At 71.0% G+C, this 19,559-nt stretch carries 19 protein-coding genes and 1 pseudogene; 12 read left to right on the top strand and 8 right to left on the bottom strand.

Annotated features, from left to right (window positions below; genetic code table 11):
- The 4 genes and pseudogenes from AOK15_RS19870 to AOK15_RS19855 all read right to left on the bottom strand — a co-directional run.
- Window positions 1–726: FMN-binding protein (locus tag AOK15_RS19870; protein ID WP_055518708.1), on the bottom strand; the 726-nt coding region annotated here is incomplete at its 3' end.
- A 123-nt stretch (window positions 727–849) separates the two neighbouring features.
- The gene (locus tag AOK15_RS19865; RefSeq protein WP_055518713.1) at window positions 850–2,187 is read right to left on the bottom strand and encodes a ferredoxin reductase family protein; all 1,338 of its coding nucleotides are present in this window, start codon (window positions 2,185–2,187) and stop codon (window positions 850–852) included.
- A 145-nt stretch (window positions 2,188–2,332) separates the two neighbouring features.
- Complete coding sequence (locus AOK15_RS19860; RefSeq protein WP_055518706.1) at window positions 2,333–2,920, bottom strand: pyridoxamine 5'-phosphate oxidase family protein; 588 nt, start codon at window positions 2,918–2,920, stop codon at window positions 2,333–2,335.
- A 662-nt stretch (window positions 2,921–3,582) separates the two neighbouring features.
- Window positions 3,583–4,428: pseudogene (locus tag AOK15_RS19855) on the bottom strand (hypothetical protein); the annotation flags it as partial.
- A 204-nt stretch (window positions 4,429–4,632) separates the two neighbouring features.
- Between AOK15_RS19855 and argH the strand changes: the two are divergent.
- The 4 genes from argH to AOK15_RS19835 all read left to right on the top strand — a co-directional run bounded on the left by argH (window position 4,633) and on the right by AOK15_RS19835 (window position 9,341).
- The gene (gene argH, locus AOK15_RS19850) at window positions 4,633–6,063 is read left to right on the top strand and encodes an argininosuccinate lyase (RefSeq protein ID WP_055518700.1); all 1,431 of its coding nucleotides are present in this window, start codon (window positions 4,633–4,635) and stop codon (window positions 6,061–6,063) included.
- Between the two features lie 94 nt (window positions 6,064–6,157).
- Window positions 6,158–7,129, top strand: coding sequence for an aldo/keto reductase (locus AOK15_RS19845; protein ID WP_055518698.1), 972 nt, complete (start codon window positions 6,158–6,160; stop codon window positions 7,127–7,129).
- Between the two features lie 140 nt (window positions 7,130–7,269).
- Complete coding sequence (locus AOK15_RS19840; protein ID WP_055518696.1) at window positions 7,270–7,821, top strand: TetR/AcrR family transcriptional regulator; 552 nt, start codon at window positions 7,270–7,272, stop codon at window positions 7,819–7,821.
- Window positions 7,818–9,341, top strand: coding sequence for an MFS transporter (locus AOK15_RS19835; RefSeq protein WP_055518694.1), 1,524 nt, complete (start codon window positions 7,818–7,820; stop codon window positions 9,339–9,341). The genes AOK15_RS19840 and AOK15_RS19835 overlap by 4 nt, the downstream gene beginning before the upstream one ends.
- Before the next feature lie 37 nt (window positions 9,342–9,378).
- On the opposite strand, the gene AOK15_RS19830 is transcribed toward AOK15_RS19835, so the two are convergent.
- Together AOK15_RS19830 and AOK15_RS19825 are read right to left on the bottom strand one after the other, a co-directional pair.
- Complete coding sequence (locus AOK15_RS19830; RefSeq protein ID WP_055518692.1) at window positions 9,379–10,116, bottom strand: hypothetical protein; 738 nt, start codon at window positions 10,114–10,116, stop codon at window positions 9,379–9,381.
- A 153-nt stretch (window positions 10,117–10,269) separates the two neighbouring features.
- Window positions 10,270–10,944 (bottom strand): lysophospholipid acyltransferase family protein, encoded by a 675-nt coding sequence (locus AOK15_RS19825; protein WP_055518690.1) that lies wholly within the window; start codon window positions 10,942–10,944, stop codon window positions 10,270–10,272.
- A 331-nt stretch (window positions 10,945–11,275) separates the two neighbouring features.
- Here AOK15_RS19825 and AOK15_RS19820 point away from each other — a divergent pair, with 331 nt between their 5' ends.
- The 3 genes from AOK15_RS19820 to AOK15_RS19810 all read left to right on the top strand — a co-directional run bounded on the left by AOK15_RS19820 (window position 11,276) and on the right by AOK15_RS19810 (window position 13,646).
- Window positions 11,276–12,469, top strand: coding sequence for a glycerophosphodiester phosphodiesterase (locus tag AOK15_RS19820; protein WP_185093794.1), 1,194 nt, complete (start codon window positions 11,276–11,278; stop codon window positions 12,467–12,469).
- A 127-nt stretch (window positions 12,470–12,596) separates the two neighbouring features.
- Complete coding sequence (locus AOK15_RS19815) at window positions 12,597–13,103, top strand: RNA polymerase sigma factor (protein WP_055518685.1); 507 nt, start codon at window positions 12,597–12,599, stop codon at window positions 13,101–13,103.
- 45 nt (window positions 13,104–13,148) lie between these two features.
- Window positions 13,149–13,646: a GNAT family N-acetyltransferase gene (locus AOK15_RS19810; RefSeq protein ID WP_055518682.1), complete on the top strand. Its 498-nt coding sequence runs from the start codon at window positions 13,149–13,151 to the stop codon at window positions 13,644–13,646.
- Between the two features lie 6 nt (window positions 13,647–13,652).
- Here the strand turns inward: AOK15_RS19810 and AOK15_RS19805 are convergent, their stop codons facing one another.
- Together AOK15_RS19805 and AOK15_RS19800 are read right to left on the bottom strand one after the other, a co-directional pair.
- Entirely contained in the window at window positions 13,653–14,081 is a 429-nt protein-coding gene (locus tag AOK15_RS19805; RefSeq protein WP_055518711.1) for a hypothetical protein, read from the bottom strand.
- 43 nt (window positions 14,082–14,124) lie between these two features.
- On the bottom strand, window positions 14,125–14,484 hold the full coding sequence (locus tag AOK15_RS19800) for a hypothetical protein (RefSeq protein WP_055518680.1): 360 nt from the start codon (window positions 14,482–14,484) through the stop codon (window positions 14,125–14,127).
- A gap of 453 nt (window positions 14,485–14,937) precedes the next feature.
- Here AOK15_RS19800 and AOK15_RS19795 point away from each other — a divergent pair, with 453 nt between their 5' ends.
- The 5 genes from AOK15_RS19795 to cbiE all read left to right on the top strand — a co-directional run.
- On the top strand, window positions 14,938–15,981 hold the full coding sequence (locus tag AOK15_RS19795; RefSeq protein ID WP_055518678.1) for a methionine ABC transporter ATP-binding protein: 1,044 nt from the start codon (window positions 14,938–14,940) through the stop codon (window positions 15,979–15,981).
- Entirely contained in the window at window positions 15,978–16,709 is a 732-nt protein-coding gene (locus tag AOK15_RS19790) for a methionine ABC transporter permease (protein ID WP_055518675.1), read from the top strand. Before AOK15_RS19795 ends, AOK15_RS19790 begins: the two co-directional genes overlap by 4 nt.
- Before the next feature lie 84 nt (window positions 16,710–16,793).
- Window positions 16,794–17,627, top strand: a complete 834-nt coding sequence (locus tag AOK15_RS19785) for a MetQ/NlpA family ABC transporter substrate-binding protein (protein ID WP_055518672.1) — start codon at window positions 16,794–16,796, stop codon at window positions 17,625–17,627.
- A 170-nt stretch (window positions 17,628–17,797) separates the two neighbouring features.
- Window positions 17,798–18,436: a GNAT family N-acetyltransferase gene (locus AOK15_RS19780; protein ID WP_055518669.1), complete on the top strand. Its 639-nt coding sequence runs from the start codon at window positions 17,798–17,800 to the stop codon at window positions 18,434–18,436.
- 127 nt (window positions 18,437–18,563) lie between these two features.
- Window positions 18,564–19,559, top strand: a 996-nt coding sequence (gene cbiE, locus AOK15_RS19775; RefSeq protein ID WP_055518667.1) for a precorrin-6y C5,15-methyltransferase (decarboxylating) subunit CbiE, incomplete at its 3' end; no start/stop codon positions are given.

Genomic DNA, 19,559 nt, shown 5'->3' with positions numbered 1-19,559 from the left:
CTGGTCGAGGGCGGACTGGAGGGACTTCTTGTAGCCGTCGCTGGTGTAGGTGGCGCCGGAGACGGCGTCGATGTCGGCGCTGCCCGCGGCGACGGCGGCCTGGTTGAGCTTGGGGATGGCGGTGCCGCTGATCTGGGTGGAGCGGCCGCCGCTGGGTTTCTGGACGGCGTCGGCCTGGGTGATCTTGCCGCCGTCGACGGTGATGCGGACCTGGACCGGCCCGTAGTCGGTCTGCACGGTCGTACCCGTGAGGGTCTGCGCGCCCGCGCCCTGCCCGCCCGAGCCCTGCGCCTTGCCGGCCTGGTCGAGGGCGGACTGGAGCGACTGCTTGTAACCGTCGCTGGTGTAGGTGGCGCCGGAGACGGCGTCGATGTCGGCGCTGCCCGCGGCGACGGCGGCCTGGTTGAGCTTGGGGATGGCGGTGCCGCTGATCTGGGTGGAGCGGCCGCCGCTGGGCTTCTGGACGGCGTCGGCCTGGGTGATCTTGCCGCCGTCGACGGTGATGCGGACCTGGACCGGCCCGTAGTCGGTCTGCACGGCGGTGCCCGTGAGGGTCTGCGCGCCCGCCACCACCCCGCCCTGGGCCGACGGAGCGCCCCCGGCCGCTCCGGCCTGTACCGATCCGGCCGGGTCCGAGGCGGGCTTCAGCGACAGCAGCAGCACGATGCCGGACACGGTGGCGGCGGTGGCGAGCAGGGTCCGCCGGATGGGGTGGCTCTTCTTCATCGCTCCTTCAGCTCCTGAAGTGAGAAGGCAGGTAGAGGGAAGCCCCGCGGGCAGTCCCATGGGCAGGGGTCGGTGGGGGACGGCCCCGTGGTGAGTGCGCGCGCGGGCCCGCGGGCCCGTCGCTCACATCTCGAACGACTCGTGGTGGATACGGCGGGTGGGCACGCCCGCCCCGCGCAGTGCCTCGTACACGCCCTGCGCGAACCCGGGCGGACCGCACAGGAAGACATCATGGCGCTCGATGTCCGGGATCTTCCGGCGCAGGGAGTCCGCCGAGATGTCGGGGCGCTCGCCCTCCGGGCTGTTCACCGCGTACATCAGCCGCGCCCCGCGCTCCTCCGCGATCTGCGCGAGCTCGTCCCACAGCGCCAGGTCCTGGGTGCTGTTGGCACGGTAGAGCAGGGTCAGGTCACCGGCCGCGCCGGGCAGCGTCTCGAACAGGGCCCGCATCGGTGTGATGCCCACGCCGCCGGCCACCAGCAGCACCTTGCCGCGGCTGCGCTTGGCGGCCGTGAGCGCCCCGTACGGGCCCTCGGCCCACACCCGGGTGCCGGGCTCCAGGTCGCGCAGGGCGGAGCTGTGGTCGCCGATCGCCTTGACGGTGATGCGCAGCATGTTGGGGCGCGGCGCCGCCGACAGCGAGTACGGGTGCGAGCTGAACCGCATACCGGGGGCCAGGAACCGCCAGCGGAAGAACTGTCCGGCCTCCGCGCCCATCCGGTGCAGCTTGCGCCCGCTCATCAGCACCGAGACGATGCCGGGCGACTCCTCGATGACCGCCTCGACGCGCAGCCGGTGCCGCATGTTCAGCCGGATCGGGGTGAAAATCCGGTACCAGACGACCAGCGCGGTCACCGACCCGTACAGCGCGTACCAGCCCGTCTTCGCCTCGGGGGTGGCGGCGAACTCGTTGCCGGTGGTGATCTGGTGCCAGAACGTCAGGAACGTCGCCGCGTACGTCAGCAGGTGGGTGTGGTACCAGAGGTCGTACGGGATCCGCTTGCGGACCGGGCCGATCGAGATCAGCCCGATGAACACCAGCAGACCGGTGCCGATGGCGGCCTTGCCCATGTCCGGCAGCTGGTTGATGGAGTCGATGGTCTGCTGGAGGATCGCGGTGTGGGTCAGACCGGCCTGGAGGGCGTACCCGTACATCGTGAGGACGACGTGCGCCACGACCAGGCAGAGCGTGTAGCGACCGGTCATCGCGTGCCAGCGGGCGACCCGGTCGGAGCCGACCCGGCGTTCCAGCGCGGGCACCCGCGCCATCTGGAGGACCACCAGCGCCATCAGGTAGCCGCCGAGCAGGCCCGTGATCCGGCCGGCGTTGACCATCTGGCTGCCCTGGTCCGCGATGGAGGGCGTGTTGTCCCACCACAGCCACACCACCGCCGCCGCGCCCGCCCAGAAGGCGATCAGCAGCGGGACGGCGGGCGAGCGGCGAGGTCGGATGCGGCGCATCGTCTGGCGGCGCGCGGCGCGACCTCCGGCGATCGTGGACACGGTTCCTCCGTGGTGGGCTGGACCCTTGGCCCACACGTACGTGCAGGGAGTGCCGTGTGTTCAACGTGGTGGGGAAACCGCCCGGCGAACGGGATGTTCCGTTTCAGCCGGTCGACGGCGGCAGCGGCAACGGCAGTCCAGGCAACCCGTCCAGGCTGGTCTCGATGTGCTCCTTGGAGCGGAAGTACGCGGTGAGCGAGTCGTCGTCCTCGCGCGCGAAGCGGCGCCCGTGCAGATCGCGGTCCTCCTCGTACGCCATGAAGGGCACCGCGTAGCCGCAGCTGTCGCGGACGAGTTCGGCCCGCACGACGATGACGGCGCGCAGACCGTGTCGGGCGGGGTCGACGTCGGGGAAGCGCGCCAGGAGCTCAGGGAAGCGCGGGTCGTCACGGAAGACGGCCTCGCCCTTGCCGTGGACGCGCACGATGGTGGGCGGGCCCTGGAAGGCGCACCACATGAGGGTGATCCGGCCGTTCTCCCGCAGATGCGCGATGGTCTCCGCGTTGGAGCCCGCGAAGTCCAGATAGGCGACCGTGAGCTCGTCGAGGACCACGAACGAACCCCGCAGGCCCTTGGGGGAGAGGTTGACCGTGCCGTCGGCCGACAGGGGCGCCGAGGCGGTGAAGAAGAGAGGCTGCGCCTCGATGAAAGTACGGAGGCGGCCGTCGATGCGCTCGTAGGTCTTTCCCATGTCTAACGATTATTGACGGAAAAACTTCGCCTGTCTAAGGAGTTCTTGAGGGAAGGGGTGCGGAGTCGGGGACGCGAATCAGGTGCGAGAACGCGAATTCCGGGTGGGTCCCCTTGAGAGGATCCACCCGGAATCGGGCCTTCCATGGCCGCCCCGGCCGGCGCGCGGGGCGGCCACGGCCCCTGTCGCCCCCGATCAGGAGCGCAGGAGGTCACTCCGGCCGAGCCGGAGGACTACTGGTTGAGCTGGCAGGGGGCGAGCTTCTCGAGGCCCTCGGGCTTGGCGGCGGCGCGGCCGATGGCGGTCTCGATGCGGTTCAGCGCGGCGACGCGCTTGTCCTCCAGGGGGCCGAGGATGGCGTTGTTGACGAAGTTGGGGCCGCCCTGGCCGACGGTGTCGACGAGGCGCTTGTTGGCTTCCTGGATCTGGGTGTCGAGGAGGGCGAGGTTGCGGTCGACCTCGGCCTGGGCGGAGGCGGGGATCGCCGGGAGGCTGCCCTCGACCGCCGGGCAGGAGATGGTGCCCGGGACACCCGCGTTGTTCTCGGCACCGGCGTTGCCGGCGTCGCCCGCGTTGCCCGCGTCCTCACCCGCACCGGCCTCGGCGCCGGCACCGGCCTCCTCGCCCGCGCCCGCCTGGTCACCGGCGCCCGCGGCGCCGCCCTGGTTGAGCTGGCAGGGGGCGAGCTTCTCGAGGCCCTCGGGCTTGGCGGCGGCGCGGCCGATGGCGGTCTCGATGCGGTTCAGCGTCGCGACGCGCTTGTCCTCCAGGGGGCCGAGGATGGCGTTGTTGACGAAGTTGGGGCCGCCCTGGCCGACGGTGTCGACGAGGCGCTTGTTGGCTTCCTGGATCTGGGTGTCGAGGAGGGCGAGGTTGCGGTCGACCTCGGCCTGGGCGGAGGCGGGGATCGCCGGGAGGCTGCCCTCGACCGCCGGGCAGGAGATGGTGCCCGGGGCACCCGCGTCGGCGCCCGCACCGGCGTTGCCCGCACCGGCCCCGGCGTCCGCACCGGCCCCGGCGCCCGCACCGGCCGCGGCGCCCGCCTGGTCACCGGCGCCCGCGGCGCCGCCCTGGTTGAGCTGGCAGGGGGCGAGCTTCTCGAGGCCCTCGGGCTTGGCGGCGGCGCGGCCGATGGCGGTCTCGATGCGGTTCAGCGCGGCGACGCGCTTGTCCTCCAGGGGGCCGAGGATGGCGTTCTGCACGAAGTTCGGGCCGCCCTGGCCGACCGTGTCGACGAGGCGCTTGTTGGCCTCCTGGATCTGGGTCTGCAGCTGGGCGAGGTTGCTGTCGACCTCGGCCTTGGCGGAGGCGGGGATCGCCGGCAGGCTGCCCTCGACCGCCGGGCACGAGATGGTGCCGGGGGACGCGGCGGCGCCCTGCCCCTCGTTGTTGGCACCCTCACCGGCGAGAGCGGAACCCGCGATGACCGCTCCGGAGAGCACGACCGCGGCGGCGCCGCCGATGATCCCTACGCGACGCTTGTTGTACTTCGGAAGAGCCCTGGACATGCGGATGCCTCACTCGGGTCGGGTGTGGTCGGTGTGAACTAACGCGGCGCCTGCGTTCGGTGAGAGTTACGAGCAAGCGGTTTCATTTGTTCAAAGCTTTCTCCGCATCTCCCAAAGTTCTCTTGGATTGACGATTCATGCAGAACTCTGCATAATCATGCATGGCAGTGAGCGGCGCAGTACGGAGATCTAGGAGCAACGCGAGTGAGCAGCAACAGCGGTGACGTACGGCTCTGGGGCGGCCGTTTCGCCGACGGTCCCGCCGAGGCCCTGGCGAAGCTGTCCGCGTCCGTCCACTTCGACTGGCGTCTGGCGCCCTACGACATCGCGGGCTCCCGCGCCCACGCGCGCGTGCTGCACAAGGCGGGTCTGCTCACGGACGGCGAGCTGACCGACATGCTGGCCGGCCTCGACCGGCTGGAGGCGGACGTCGCCGACGGCTCCTTCGTCGGCACCATCGCCGACGAGGACGTGCACACCGCCCTGGAGCGGGGTCTGCTGGAGCGCCTCGGTCCCGACCTGGGCGGCAAGCTGCGCGCCGGCCGTTCCCGCAACGACCAGGTCGCGACCCTCTTCCGTATGTACCTGCGCGACCACGCCCGCGTCCTCGGCGGCCTGATCGCCGAACTCCAGGACGCGCTGGTCGGCCTGGCCGAGGCCCACCCGGACGTGGCGATGCCCGGCCGCACCCACCTCCAGCACGCCCAGCCGGTGCTTTTCGCCCACCACGTCCTCGCGCATGTGCAGTCGCTGTCCCGCGACGCCGAGCGGCTGCGTCAGTGGGACGAGCGCACGGCGGTCTCCCCGTACGGTTCCGGTGCCCTCGCCGGGTCCTCCCTCGGCCTCGACCCGGAGGCGGTCGCGAAGGACCTCGGCTTCGAGCACGGCAGCTCGGGCAACTCCATCGACGGCACGGCCTCCCGCGACTTCGTCGCCGAGTTCGCCTTCATCACCGCGATGATCGGGGTGAACCTCTCCCGGATCGCCGAGGAGGTCATCATCTGGAACACGAAGGAGTTCTCCTTCGTCACGCTCCACGACGCGTTCTCCACCGGCTCCTCGATCATGCCGCAGAAGAAGAACCCGGACATCGCCGAGCTGGCCCGTGGCAAGTCCGGCCGCCTCATCGGCAATCTGACCGGCCTCATGGCGACCCTGAAGGCCCTCCCGCTCGCCTACAACCGGGACCTCCAGGAGGACAAGGAGCCGGTCTTCGACTCCATCGACCAGCTGGAGGTCCTCCTGCCCGCCTTCACCGGGATGATGGCCACCCTCACCGTCCACCGCGAGCGCATGGAGGAACTGGCCCCCGCCGGCTTCTCCCTCGCCACCGACATCGCCGAGTGGCTGGTCAAGCAGGGTGTGCCGTTCCGGGTCGCGCACGAGGTCGCCGGCGAGTGCGTCAAGGTCGCCGAGTCCGAGAACAAGGAGCTCGACGAGCTGACGGACGAACAGTTCGCCAAGATCTCCGCCCACCTCACCCCCGAGGTCCGCACGGTCCTCAACGTCCCCGGCGCCCTCGCCTCCCGTAACGGCCGCGGCGGCACGGCCCCCTCGGCGGTCGCCACCCAGCTGGCGGAGGTCAAGGAGGACCTGGTCGTCCAGCACGCCTGGGCGACGGCGAAGCAGGGCTGACGCCGACGCCGGTCCCCCCCGGTACCGCACAACCAAGGTCATCGCGGGTTACGTTGGTCGGAAGCCGTAAGGAGCCGACCGAACGGAGCCCGCGATGCCCTTCGCCCGACTGGCCTCAGCGACCACCCCCACCTGCCACATCGGACTCGGGCTCGCCGCCGTAGGCCGCCCCGGCTACATCAACCTCGGCCGGGACGAGGACCTCGGACCCGACCGCGGCGTCGACGCGCTGCGCACCCGCACCCACGAACTCCTCGACGCCGCCTACGCGCAGGGCGTCCGCTACGTCGACGCGGCCCGCTCCTACGGCCGCTCCGAGGAGTTCCTCGCCGACTGGCTGAAGGCCCGCCCCGACATCGACGACATCGTCGTGGGCAGCAAATGGGGCTACACCTACACCGCCGACTGGACCACCGACGCCGAGCACCACGAGATCAAGGACCACGGCGTCGCCACATACGCGCGGCAGCGCGCCGAGACCGCCGAACTGCTCGGCGACCGGCTCGACCTCTACCAGATCCACTCGGTCACCCCGGACAGCCCGGCCCTCACCGACAAGGAACTCCACGCCGCGCTGGCGGAGGAGGCCGCCCGCGGTGTCACGATCGGCTTCTCCACGAGCGGCCCGGCACAGGCCGACGCCATCCGGGCCGCCCTCGCCGTGACGGTCGACGGCGAGCCTCTCTTCCGTACCGTGCAGTCGACGTACAACGCGCTGGAGACCTCCGCCGCCCCCGCCCTCGCCGAGGCGCACGACGCCGGGCTCACCGTGATCGTCAAGGAGGGCATGGCCAACGGCAGGCTCGCCGAGCCGCACGCGCCGGACGCCCTGCGGGCCGTGGCCGCCGAGACGTCCCTCGGCTGCGACGCGGTCGCCCTCGCGCTGATCCTCCGCCAACCGTGGGCGGGCGTCGTGCTGTCCGGCGCCGCCACCGTCCACCAGCTCGCCTCCAACCTGCACGCGGCGGTCGTGGACCTCGACGAGGACCGGCTGACCCGGCTCGCGACACTCGCCGAGGAGCCCCGCGCCTACTGGGAGAAGCGCGGCAGCCTGCCCTGGCACTGAGCGGCCCCGGCCGAGCGGCGCGCCGGTCGACCAGTACGTAGGTCGAGCGGTGCGCCGACCGAGGACCACCCGCACCTGAGACGTGAGACACATATGCCCGCGCTGAGACAAAGATGTCTCATATGGTCTATGGTTGTCTCATGGCTGTCGACCGTGACCATGTGCTGCGCAGTGCCGCGGCCCTGCTGACCCGCAAATCCACCGCGACCATGGACGAGGTCGCCAAGGCCGCCGGGATCAGCCGGGCCACGCTGCACCGCCACTTCGCGGGGCGGGACGCACTCGTCCTGGCACTGGAGGCGCTCTGCATCGCGGAGTGCGAGACCGCGCTCGACGCGGCCCGCCTGGACGACGGCCCGGCGCACGACGCCGTACGACGCCTCGTGCGCGAGATCGAACCGGCCGCCGGCCTGCTCGCCTTCCTCTACACCGAGAGCCAGTTGTTCGAGGGGGACGCGCAGAACAAGGGCTGGACCAGGATCGACGACCGCGTCGCGGCCCTCTTCAGACGCGGTCAGGCGGCCGGCGAGTTCCGCATCGACCTGACCCCGGCCTGGCTCACCGAGGCGCTGTACGGCCTGCTGGCCTCCGGCGCCTGGGCGGTCTCGGAGGGCCGGGTCGCCGGCAAGGACTTCACCCACATGATCGCCGAGCTGTTGCTCGGCGGAGCGGTACGGAGAGAGGAATCATGACCAGCACCCTGCAGCCGGCGTCCACGACCGAGGCGGTGAAGCGGCCGGGCCGTTGGCTCGCGCTCGGCGTCCTCGTGCTCGCCGTGCTGCTGGTGGCCGTGGACGCGACCGTCCTCGGCCTCGCGACCCCTTACATCAGCGAGGACCTCAACCCCTCGGGCACCCAGCTGCTCTGGATCGGCGACGTCTACTCGTTCGTCATCGCGGGCCTGCTCGTGTCGGCCGGCAGCCTCGGCGACCGCATCGGCCGCAAGAAGCTGCTGCTGGTCGGCGCCACCGCGTTCGGCGCGATATCCGTGCTGAACGCCTACGCGACGACGCCCGAGATGATGATCCTCGCCCGGGCGCTGCTCGGTGTCGCGGGCGCGACCCTGATGCCCGCCACCCTCGCCCTGATCCGCAACCTCTTCCACGACCCGCGTGAGCGCAGCCTCGCCATCGGCATCTGGGGCGCCACCGCCTCCGCCGGTACGGCGGTCGGCCCGGTCGTCGGCGGTTTCCTGCTGGAGCACTTCTGGTGGGGCTCGGTCTTCCTGATCAACCTGCCCGTGATGATCGTGCTGGTCGTCGTCGGCAGCAAGCTGCTCCCCGAGTCCCGCCATCCGAACCCCGGCCCGTGGGACCTGCCCAGCGTCGGCCTGTCGCTCGTCGGCATGATCGGCGTCGTGTACGCCGTGAAGGAGATCGCCAGCCACGGCGTCGACGGCAACGCGCTCGCCGCGGGCCTGTTCGGCGTCGCCGCACTGTTCTTCTTCGTACGCCGCCAACTGACCCTGCCGCAGCCGCTGCTGGACATGCGGCTGTTCCGCGACCGCGGGTTCTCGGGTGCCGTCCTCGCCGACCTGCTGACCGTGTTCGGCCTGTCCGGCCTCGTCTTCTTCCTGTCCCAGTACCTGCAACTCGTTCAGGGCAGGCGGCCCTTCGAGGCGGGTCTCGCGGAACTCCCCGCCGCCGTGGGCGCGGTCGTGGCCGGTCTGGTCGCCGGCCGCGTCGCCCGCCGCTTCTCGGTACGGGCCGTCGTCGCCGGTGGTCTGGCCGCGATCGGGCTGGCCCTGGGCGTCCTGACGGTGATCGACGAGTCCACCGGCTATCCGCTGCTGGGAGCCGCCCTCCTGGTCGTCGGCGTCGGCGCGGGCTTCTCCTTCACGGTGACCGCCGACGTCATCCTCTCCTCGGTCCCCAAGGAGCAGGCCGGGGCGGCCTCAGCGGTCTCCGAGACGGCGTACGAACTCGGCGCGGCCCTCGGCATCGCCCTGCTCGGCTCGATCGTGACCGGTGTCTACCGGGGCTTCGCGGCACCCGCGGGCACCCCGGCCGGGGCGCACGAGTCGCTGGGCGGAGCGGTGGAGGTGGCGGGCGGTCTCCCGTCGGACAGCGCTCAGGCCCTGCTGGCGTCCGCCCGGGAGTCCTTCGTCGACGGCCTCACCCTCGCGGCCGGCGTCGGAGCGGCGGTCCTGCTGGCGACAGCGGCCGCGGCCTGGTTCATGCTGCGCGGCCAGCGACTGGACACCAAGGGCTAGACCGCCCTGTGCGCCCCCGGGGTCGTGAACCGGTCCCTCACCGGGGGCGCATGAGGGCGAGGTCCTCGCCCCACGCGTCCAGTACGTCGCCGAGCCCCGCTTCTCGTGCCACCGCCTCGACACGGGCGAAGAGCCGCTGTTGCGGGGCCACGGCGCCGGTGGCCGCGACCCGGCCCACGGCGTCGAGCAACGCGGCGGTGTCCCAGCCCGGCAGCGGGTACCGGGCGAGTTCCCACTCCAGATACTTGTTGTACGGGCGGGGGCGGCGGTCGAGTGCGAAAAGCAGTTCGAGCAGGAACCGCACGCTGTCGGCGGCGTCGAGCCGCGCGGCGAGTGCCTGGCCGTCCCGGTGGTTCTTGACGGAGCGGTAGACGGAGTTGGCGTAGGCGTCGAGCCACTCGCCGGCGACCCGGGACGCCTCGTCGGAGGCCAGCCGTGCCTTGTCGGCGAGGATCCGGGCGATGCCTCCGTCGAGGCGGTCGAGCACGATCCGGGCGCGGGCCAGGGCGTAGCGCTCGAAACCGGGCATCCCGGCTGCCCGGAACTCGCCGAGGGAGAGGACGACAAGGTCCAGCTCGGGGGTGCGACGACCCGACAACGGGGTGAGATCAGTGCTCGCCCCGTCGGCGAGGACCACGTACAGGTCGTGGTCGGAGTGCTCGGTGGTCATGCCGTCATGGGCCCGGGAGCCCTTGAGGACGAGGCCGACGACGGCCGGATCGGCGGTGGCGAGCCGGACGAACGCGTCGTAGGTGAGCGGCTGCTGCGCGGTCATGGTGCGGATCTCCGGTGGTGTGACGACGGGTATGCCTGAGGGGCGGCCCGTCAGGAGCCGCCCCGCACCGTCTGCGGCAGCACATGGCCGCCACCCGGAAGGTCAACGCACATCGGGACCCTACCCGCCCGCCGGGGCGCCGGGTCGGGTCTTCTACGCCGCTTCCTTGGCCTTCGAGGCGTACATGTCCACGTACTCCTGCCCGGACAGCCGCATGACCTCGGTCATCACCGAGTCGGTGACCGCCCGCAGCACGTACCGGTCCCGGTCCATGCCCTCGTAGCGGGAGAACTCCATCGCCTCACCGAACCGCACGGTCACCCGGTGCGGCCGGGGCAGGCCCGCGCCCCCCGGCTGGATCTTGTCCGTGCCGATCATCGCGAACGGCACGACCGGCGCGCCGGTCATCAGGGTCAGCCGGGCGATGCCCGTACGCCCCCGGTACAGGCGCCCGTCGGGCGACCTCGTGCCCTCGGGGTAGATACCGAACACCTTGCCCTCGTCGAGGATGCGGCGCCCGGTCATCAGGGCGGCGACACCCCCGCGCCCGCCGTCGCGGTCGACGGGGATCATGCCGACGCCGGTGAAGAACCACGCCATCAGCCGCCCCTTGAGGCCCTTGCCGGTGACGTACTCGTCCTTGCCGATGAAGCAGACCTGCCGGTCGCAGACCAGCGGCAGGATCATCGAGTCGATGAAGGTCAGATGGTTGCCGGCGAGGATCACCGGGCCGTCCCCCGGAATGTGCTCCGCGCCCTCCACCCGGGGGCGGAACATCAGGCGCATGATCGGTCCGAGCACTGCCTTGATGAGCACGAAGCGGGACAACGGGCCCTCCCATGTCAAGCGTTCCGGAACAAGTCTGTGCAGGTGAGGACGATACTCCCGCGTCCGAGGCCCGCGCACATCGGGTTCACCGAGTGGATACGGACTGTTGACATACCTTTACCTGCGGTATCGCCCGGATGGCGGGTCGTCACCGCCCCGCAACATGTGACGGACATCGCGCCCCGCGCCCGACGCTCCGTCAAATTCCGCCACTCGTACGACACGAGGCGTCACCCGTGTGTTCGGTCCCAGGACTCCCGACAGTCACCTCATGGCACCTACGATCAACCCGGTTTGACAGGTGCAGGGCACAACGGTGGGAGGAGCCGACATGGGGACGCAGGAGTCGCGTCAGTCGCAGGACCCGAGCGGGCAGGGGCGCGGAACGGGCAGGCGAGCGCTGCTCGGGGCCGCGGTGCTCGGCGCGGGCGGAGCCGTCCTCGGGCTGCCCGGCACGGCGGGAGCCGAGGAGGCCAAGGCGGCCGGCACATCGTCGCACGGCGGCTACCGGAGCCTGCCGGTGCCGACGATCATCGCGCACCGCGGTGCCAGCGGCTACCGCCCGGAGCACACGCTCGGCTCGTACCAGCTCGCCCTCGACATGGGCGCGCATGTCATCGAACAGGACCTCGTGCCCACCAAGGACGGCCACCTGGTGTGCCGTCACGAGAACGACATCACCGGCACCACCGATGTGGCGTCCCACACCGAGTTCGCCGACCGGAAGACCACGAAGGTCGTCGACGGCGTCTCCTACACCGGATGGTTCACCGAGGACTTCACCCTCGCCGAGCTGAAGACCCTGCGCGCCAAGGAGCGCATCCCCGGCACCCGGCAGGAGAACACGCTCTACGACGGACGCTGGGAGATCCCCACCTTCGAGGAGGTCCTGCGCTGGGCCGAGAAGGAGGGCAGGAAGCGCGGCAGGCGGATCTGGCTGCACGTCGAGACCAAGCACCCCACCTACTTCCGCAAGCTCGGCCTCGCCCTGGAGGAGCCGCTCGCCAAGCTGCTGCGCAAGTACGACCGCCACCGGAAGAACTCGCCGGTGTTCCTCCAGTCGTTCGAGCCGAGCAGCATCCAGCGCCTCGACCGCCTGGTTGACAGCCCCCTCGTCGTCCTGCTGTCCGGCGCCGCCACCCGCCCCTGGGACTTCGTCGAGGCCGGTGACCCGCGCACCGTCGCCGACCTGGTCAAGCCCGAGGGGCTGGCCTGGATCGCCTCCTACGCCAACGGCATCGGCCCCACCCTCGACCTGATCATCCCGCGTGACTCCGGCGGCAGGCTCACCACGCCGACCACCCTCGTCGCGGACGCGCACGCCAAGGGCCTGATCCTGCACCCCTACACCATGCGCAACGAGAACAGCTTCCTGCCCGCCGACTTCCGCAAGGGCACGGACGCCAACGCCTACGGCGACGCCTTCGGCGCGTTCAAGGTGTACTTCGAAACCGGCATCGACGGCATCTTCACCGACAACACGGACACGGGCCTTCTGGCGCACGCGGACTTCGTCGGCGACTGACCCGCGCCCCCGCGCTCCCTCCCGCTCCCGACGCGCCCGGCGTCAACGGAGGCGGCGCATGCCCTGAATCGGGTGACACCCCGCCGCCCCGGCAACCCTCCGTCGGGGCGGCGGCGTCCCGGCGCATATGACACCCGACATGCTCACCACCCTCCGCCCCCTGCTCGTAGCGGAGGCGTCGGCCGAGGCGTACGCCGCCGGTGCCGAGGCGGGGGACCTGGAGCAGGCGGTCTGGCTGCGTCTGCTGGAACGGCTCGACGCCGACGGCCCGCCCGCCGATCCCGAGAGCTGGCTGCGCAGCGCCGTCCGCTTCGAGGCCCGCCTCAGCCGTCGGACGGCCCGAGCCGAACAGCCCTACGCTGCGGAGCCCGTGGACGTCCACGCGCCCGGTCCGGAACAGCAGGCGCTCACCGCGGCCCGCCGCCGGGCCCTGTATGCCGCCGTCCGCCGGCTCCCCGGCCGTTGCCCCCGGCTGCTCGCGGCCCTGCTCTCATCACGGGACCTCACCTATCGCGAGATCGCGGGCGAGTTGGGTATCTCACAGGGCAGCCTCGGTCCGGAACGTTCCAGATGCCTGGGATGTCTTCGGCGAATGCTGACGACGGAGGTTGCGGCACGCGAACCGCGGGGATAGGAGTGGGGGACAACAGGTGAGCAGGTGAGCGGGAGGCGTGCACACATGGGCATGAGCGTGACCATCTCGGTGGCGACCGAGCAGGACGCCGAGCAGATCTTCAGGCTGCAGTACCTGTGCTTCCAGAGCGAGGCGGCGCTGTACGGCAACTACCGCATCGATCCGCTCGTCCAGGGCCTCGACTCGGTCCGCGCGGAGGTCGCCTCGGACTGCGTCTTCGTGGCCCGCCTCGGTGACGAGGTGGTCGGCTCCGTACGCGGCGCCCTCGACGAGGACGGTGCCGCCTCCATCGGCAAGCTCTGCGTCCACCCCCGCCTCCAGGGCCACGGCATCGGCGCCCGCCTGCTCCGTGCGGCCGAGTCGGCCCTCGTGGAGGAGCGCGGCGCCACCAAGTTCCGCCTCAGCGCCGGTCACCGCAGCGAGGGGAACCTCCGGCTGTACCGACGGGTGGGCTATGAGGCGGTCGGCACCAGCCAGGGACGCGACGGCGTACCGATGGTGATCCTGGAGAAGCCGGCCCAGGCGTACGTGGCCACGGCCTGACGCACGTCAGGCGGCGTCCTTCTGTCGCGCGCTGCTGCGCAGCCAGTACATCGCGGTGATCGGCAGGATCACCGGGATGAACAGATAGCCGATCCCGTAGTCCGACCACACCGTCTTGTCGGGGAACGCCGACGGCTCGACCAGAGTCCAGGTCCCCACGATCAGTACGCCCGCCAGCTCGACGGCGCAGCACACCCGCGCCGCCTTCCGGGCGAACTCCCCGCCCCGCACGAGCGAGTACGTGATGAAGCCGTACACGACACCCGCGACCGCGGAGAGCGAGTAGGCGAGCGGCGCGTGCTCGAACTCGGTGGAGATCTGGACGACGGACCGCGACACCGCGCCGACGACCATCACGCCGTACAGCCAGACGAGCAGCATGCCGGGCCCGCCGATGAGGCGGGCCCGCTTCGTCTCCCGCGGCTCGTCGTTCATCTCGTCGTTCGTCTCGCGCGGGGTGCCGTCCGTGGCCGTCACCTCAGCCTCCCCAGATGTCGTAGAGCCGTACCTGGAGCACCGCGAGCACCACACCGCCCGCCGCGACGGTCACGCTGCCCCAGCGGGTGCGCTCCGCCAGGGACATGAACCCCGCGACGGGGACGCAGGCGAAGGAGCCGAGCAGATACGAGACGAAGATCGTGGTGCCCTGCTCGGGCTTCTCGCCGCGCGCCAGCAGCACGATCCCGACCACCAGCTGCAGCAGGGTCAGCGCCGTCACCGCGGCCATCCCGATGAAGTGCCAGTCCTTGGTCGGCTGGTCCCGGTACGCGGCCCAGCCGCACCAGGCGGCGAGCAGAAGCGCGGCGACGGCGGTCGCCACCGTCAGGGCAACAAGCATGCCGCGACCCTATTACGGCGAAAAACACCCGCCGCGCCCGGCCCCGGGCGAGAACGTGCCCCCGCCGGGCGCCGTGGCCTTCACCACAGTCGCCGGTGCTCAAGGAGTGGACATCACACGCATGACCTGCTGCTCTGTCGCCCACGGCTGTCCGTAATACGGACAGCCGACCCTTGCTCCCGGTTTACGTCTGCTTTACTGATCTCATGACCACGACGAGCTGCCGCATCTGTGCGACCGAGGCGACCATGACGCCCGGTGCTCGTTGTATGTGTCGAATGTGCGCCTTCTAGAGGGCCCCCGCACCACCCCCTGAGCCTCGCGCCCCGAAGCGAGCACCTGTGGCACGTCCGTACGCCGAACGCCGTACGTGACCTTGATGCCCCGCGCACACCTTTGTCTCCCGTACCCGGGCACATCCACGCCCGCGTACTCGACAGTGATGGAAACCCAGTGATCACCACATCGGGCCTCACCAAGGTCTACCGCGGCCGTGGCCGCGAGGTCACCGCCCTCGACGGAGTCGACCTGCACGTACGCGAGGGCGAGGTGTACGGCGTCATCGGCCAGTCCGGCGCCGGCAAGTCCTCGCTGATCCGCTGCGTCAACCTCCTCGAACGTCCCACCTCCGGCACCGTCACGGTCGCCGGCCAGGACCTCACCGCCCTCGCGGGCCGCGGCCCCCGCGCCGGCCGGGAGCTGCGCCGGGCGCGCAGCCGCATCGGCATGGTCTTCCAGCACTTCAACCTGCTGTCCACGCGCACCGTCCAGGACAACGTCGAACTGCCGCTGGAGATCCTCGGCACCTCCGGCAAGGAGCGCTCCCGCAAGGCCCTGGAACTGCTCGACCTGGTCGGCCTCGCCGACAAGGCAAAGGCCTACCCGGCCCAGCTCTCCGGCGGCCAGAAGCAGCGCGTCGGCATCGCCCGCGCCCTGGCCGGCGACCCGAAGGTCCTCCTCTCCGACGAGGCCACCAGCGCCCTCGACCCGGAGACGACCCGCTCGATCCTGACGCTGCTGCGCGACCTCAACCGGCAGCTGGGCCTGACCGTCCTGCTCATCACGCACGAGATGGACGTCGTCAAGTCGATCTGCGACTCGGCCGCCCTCATGGAGCAGGGCCGCGTCGTCGAGTCCGGCACCGTCAGCGAACTCCTCGCGACCCCCGGCTCCGAACTGGCCTCCGCGCTCTTCCCGGTCACCGGCGAGGCGTCCGGCGACGACCGCACCGTCCTCGACGTCACCTTCCAGGGCGAGGCGGCCACCCAGCCGGTCATCTCCCAGCTGTCCCGCACCTACAACATCGACATCTCGATCCTCGGCGCCGCCATCGACACCGTCGGCGGACTCCAGATCGGCCGGATGCGCATCGAACTGCCCGGCCACTACGAGGACAACGTCGTCCCCATCGGGTTCCTGCGTGAACAGGGCCTCCAGATCGACGTGCTCGGCCGCGCCGGCCAGGAGTCCGTTCTCGCGAAGGAAGGTGCCAAGTGAACTGGACCGAGATGCGGCCCCTGCTGGAGCAGGCCTGTTGGGACACCCTCCACATGGTCGGCTGGTCCACGCTGATCGCGGTCGTCGGCGGACTCCCGCTCGGTCTGCTGCTCGTCCTCACCGAGCGCGGCGGGCTCCTGCAGAACGTCCTCGCCAACAAGGTCGTCGGGCAGATCGTGAACATCGCCCGCTCGATGCCCTTCATCATCCTCATGGTCGCCCTCATGGGCTTCACCCGCTGGATCACCGGCTCGACCATCGGCCGTGAGGCGGCGATCGTGCCGCTCGCCATCGGCGCCATCCCGTTCTTCGCGCGCCTCGTCGAGACGGCCGTCCGCGAAGTGGACCACGGGCTCGTCGAAGCCGTGCAGGCCATGGGCGGCAACACCTGGACCGTGGTCCGCAAGGTCCTGGTCCCCGAGGCCCTGCCCTCGCTGATCTCCTCCGCGACCACCACCGTCGTCGCCCTCATCGGCTACTCCGCCATGGCCGGCACCGTCGGCGCGGGCGGCCTCGGCGACATCGCCATCCGGTACGGCTACCAGCGTTTCGAGACCGACCTCATGTGGATCACCGTGGCGGTCCTGGCGGTCGTCATCTCCGTCATCCAGTTCGCCGGCGACTACGCGGCCCGCGCCCTCCACCGCCGCGGCGGCCGCTCGGGAGCCGCCCCGAGGCTCCGGCTGCTGAAGGCCGGGGCCGCCGCCCCCGAGGTCACCAAGGTCTGACCTCCGCGCACCTCTCCCGGCACCCGCAGACTTCCCGTCCCACCCATGACGGGACAGCTCCACCCAAAAGGAAAGGCACTTTTCGTGCGTAACACCGCCAAGCTCACCACCGCCGTCCTCGCCGCCGGAGCCCTCACCCTCGGGCTCACCGCCTGCGGCTCCGGCTCGTCCGACACCGCGTCCGACACCAGCGGACCGCTGGTCGTCGCCGCCAGCCCCACCCCGCACGCCGAGATCCTCACCTTCGTCAAGGACAACCTGGCGAAGAAGGCCGGGCTGGACCTGGAGGTCAAGGAGTTCACCGACTACGTCCTGCCGAACACGGCCACCGAGGACGGCTCCGTGGACGCCAACTACTTCCAGAACCAGCCCTACCTCGACGACTTCAACAAGAAGCAGGGCACCCACATCGTGCCCGTCGTCACCGTGCACCTGGAGCCGCTCGGCCTCTACTCCGACAAGGTCAAGAGCAAGGACGACCTGAAGACGGGCGCCACCGTCGCCGTCCCGAACGACACGGTCAACGAGGCGCGGGCCCTCAAGCTCCTCGACGCCGCCGGGATCATCACGCTCAAGGACGGCGCCGACAACGCGGCGACCCCCGCCGACATCGCCGAGAACCCCAAGAAGCTGAAGTTCAAGGAGCTGGAGGCGGCCCAGACCCCGCGTTCCCTGGAGGACGTCGACGCGGCCGTCATCAACGGCAACTACGCCATCGAGGCCGACCTGTCGCCCGCCGACGACGCCCTCGCCGTGGAGCCCGCCAAGGACAACCCGAACGGCAACTTCCTCGCCGTGAAGGAGGGCAACGAGGACGACCCGCGCGTGAAGAAGCTCGCGAAGCTCCTCACCTCCCCCGAGGTGAAGAAGTTCATCGAGGAGAAGTGGAGCAACGGGTCGGTCACCCCCTCCTTCTGACCCTCCCGCCCGGCCGTACCGGCGAATCGGCGGCACGTATACGGCGTATCGCCACGCATGGGGTCCGCTCCCTCACAGGGAGTGGGCCCCGTGGTGCGATTCAGTGCTTTCATGCTGCATGCTGGGCAGTTCAGCAGCCCCCAAAGGTTTCGAAGGTTACGGAGCGGCGCATGACGAGCACCTTTCCCGACATCTCCATCAGCACGGAGCGGTTGGTCCTGCGCCCGTTCGACGAGGACGACGTCCAGGCGCTCACCGAGATGATGAACGACGAGCAGGTGATGGCCTGGACCGACGTCCAGCAACCCTTCACCGAGGCCGGCGCCCGCATTTGGATCACCGAGCACGCGCCCGCCGAGCGCACCTCCGGCCGCGGCCTCGCCCTCGCCGTCACCGAGTTCCTCACCCAGCGCCTCGTCGGCGTCATCCAGCTGACCGGAACGGACTGGCACGTCCGGTCCACCGAACTGTCGTACGTCGTCGCCCCCTGGGCGCGCGGCGAGGGCTACGCCTCCGAAGCGGCCCTCGCCACCGCCCAATGGCTGTTCCGCGAGCAGAAGTTCGAACGGATCGAGCTGCGCACCGCCGCCGACAACACCGCCTCCCAGCAGGTCGCGCAGAAGATCGGCTGTATCAGCGAGGGCGTCCTGCGCAATGCCTGCATAGCGCGCGCACGCACCCCCGAGGACGGCTGGACCGAGGTCCGCACCGACTACATCGTGTGGAGCCTCCTCCCGGAGGACATCGAGGGCGTCAGCGAGGAACTGGCCGACAGCGGTGGTTACGGCGCCTACTCGGACTGGAACTGAACCACCCACGGGCGCACACGGCCGCAGCAGCCCGGCCGCCGGACCCCGCCCCGTCACCAGGTACGCTCACGGGACCCCGTGCGGGCTTCCCTGACGAGCTGCGAAAACCTTCTGGAGACTGACGACGATGGCCGACCGGGTCACGGTGATCGGCTGGGACGGCTCCCCCCTGACCGCCGCGGCGCGCTCCGCCCTCGCCGCCGCCACCCTCGTCGCCGGCGCCGCCCACCATCTGGCCCTGCCCGAAGTGCCCCCGGCCGCCGAACGCATCCGGCTCGGCAGCGTCGCCCTCGCCGCCCGCCGCATCGCCGCCCACCGTGGCACGGCCGTGGTCCTCGCCGACGGCGATCCCGGTTTCTTCGGCGTCGTCCGCACGCTTCGGGCCCCCGAGTTCGGCCTGGAGGTCGAGGTCGTCCCCGGTGTCTCCTCCGTGGCCGCCGCCTTCGCCCGCGCCGGAATGCCCTGGGACGACGCCCAGGTGGTCGTCGCGCACCGCCGTACACTCAGGCGCGCCGTGAACGTGTGCCGCGCCCACACCAAGGTCGCCGTCCTCACCTCGCCCGGCGCCGGCCCCGCCGAACTCGGCCTGCTGCTCGAAGGGGTGCACCGCACCTTCGTGATCTGCGAGGAACTCGGCACCGAACGCGAACGCGTCACCGTCGTCACCTCCGACAAGGCCGCCGACCACACCTGGCGCGACCCCAACCTCGTCATCGTCATCGGCCCGGCGGGCGCCACCGAGGACGGCGGCTGGATCGCCGGCCGTGACCCCGGCGCCGGACCCCGCGGCTGGGCCCTGCCCGCCGACGTCTACGGCGGCGCCCTGGGCGAGGGGGAGGGCGAGCTGCTGCGCTCGGCCCAACTGGCCCGTCTCGGACCGCGCGTGGGCGACCTCGTGTGGGACATCGGCTCCGGCAGCGGGGCCTTCGCCACCGAGGCGGCCCGCTGCGGCGCCGGTGTCATCGCCGTCGACCGCGACCCCGGGGCCTGCGGCCGGACGACCCTCGCCGCCCGCCGCTTCGGCGTACAGCTCCAGGTGGTCCACGGCATCGCCCCGCACATCCTGGAGAACCTCCCCGAACCCGACGTCGTACGCGTCGGCGGCGGGGGAGCGGCGGTGGTC

This window comes from Streptomyces ossamyceticus (genome assembly GCF_001418475.1).
GTDB lineage: Bacteria > Actinomycetota > Actinomycetes > Streptomycetales > Streptomycetaceae > Streptomyces > Streptomyces ossamyceticus.
This window is presented reverse-complemented; position numbering and strand designations above follow the sequence as displayed.

Bases quoted from the DNA above. Each gene is read 5' to 3' on its own strand.
- AOK15_RS19815 (WP_055518685.1), top strand. From the start codon at position 12,597: ATGACACCCGACATGCTCACCACCCTCCGCCCCCTGCTCGTAGCGGAG.
- AOK15_RS19810 (WP_055518682.1), top strand. From the start codon at position 13,149: ATGGGCATGAGCGTGACCATCTCGGTGGCGACCGAGCAGGACGCCGAG.
- AOK15_RS19830 (WP_055518692.1), bottom strand. From the start codon at position 10,116: ATGACCGCGCAGCAGCCGCTCACCTACGACGCGTTCGTCCGGCTCGCC.
- AOK15_RS19845 (WP_055518698.1), top strand. From the start codon at position 6,158: ATGCCCTTCGCCCGACTGGCCTCAGCGACCACCCCCACCTGCCACATC.
- AOK15_RS19835 (WP_055518694.1), top strand. From the start codon at position 7,818: ATGACCAGCACCCTGCAGCCGGCGTCCACGACCGAGGCGGTGAAGCGG.
- AOK15_RS19865 (WP_055518713.1), bottom strand. From the start codon at position 2,187: ATGCGCCGCATCCGACCTCGCCGCTCGCCCGCCGTCCCGCTGCTGATC.
- AOK15_RS19800 (WP_055518680.1), bottom strand. From the start codon at position 14,484: ATGCTTGTTGCCCTGACGGTGGCGACCGCCGTCGCCGCGCTTCTGCTC.
- AOK15_RS19820 (WP_185093794.1), top strand. From the start codon at position 11,276: ATGGGGACGCAGGAGTCGCGTCAGTCGCAGGACCCGAGCGGGCAGGGG.
- AOK15_RS19780 (WP_055518669.1), top strand. From the start codon at position 17,798: ATGACGAGCACCTTTCCCGACATCTCCATCAGCACGGAGCGGTTGGTC.
- AOK15_RS19840 (WP_055518696.1), top strand. From the start codon at position 7,270: ATGGCTGTCGACCGTGACCATGTGCTGCGCAGTGCCGCGGCCCTGCTG.
- AOK15_RS19805 (WP_055518711.1), bottom strand. From the start codon at position 14,081: ATGAACGACGAGCCGCGGGAGACGAAGCGGGCCCGCCTCATCGGCGGG.
- AOK15_RS19860 (WP_055518706.1), bottom strand. From the start codon at position 2,920: ATGGGAAAGACCTACGAGCGCATCGACGGCCGCCTCCGTACTTTCATC.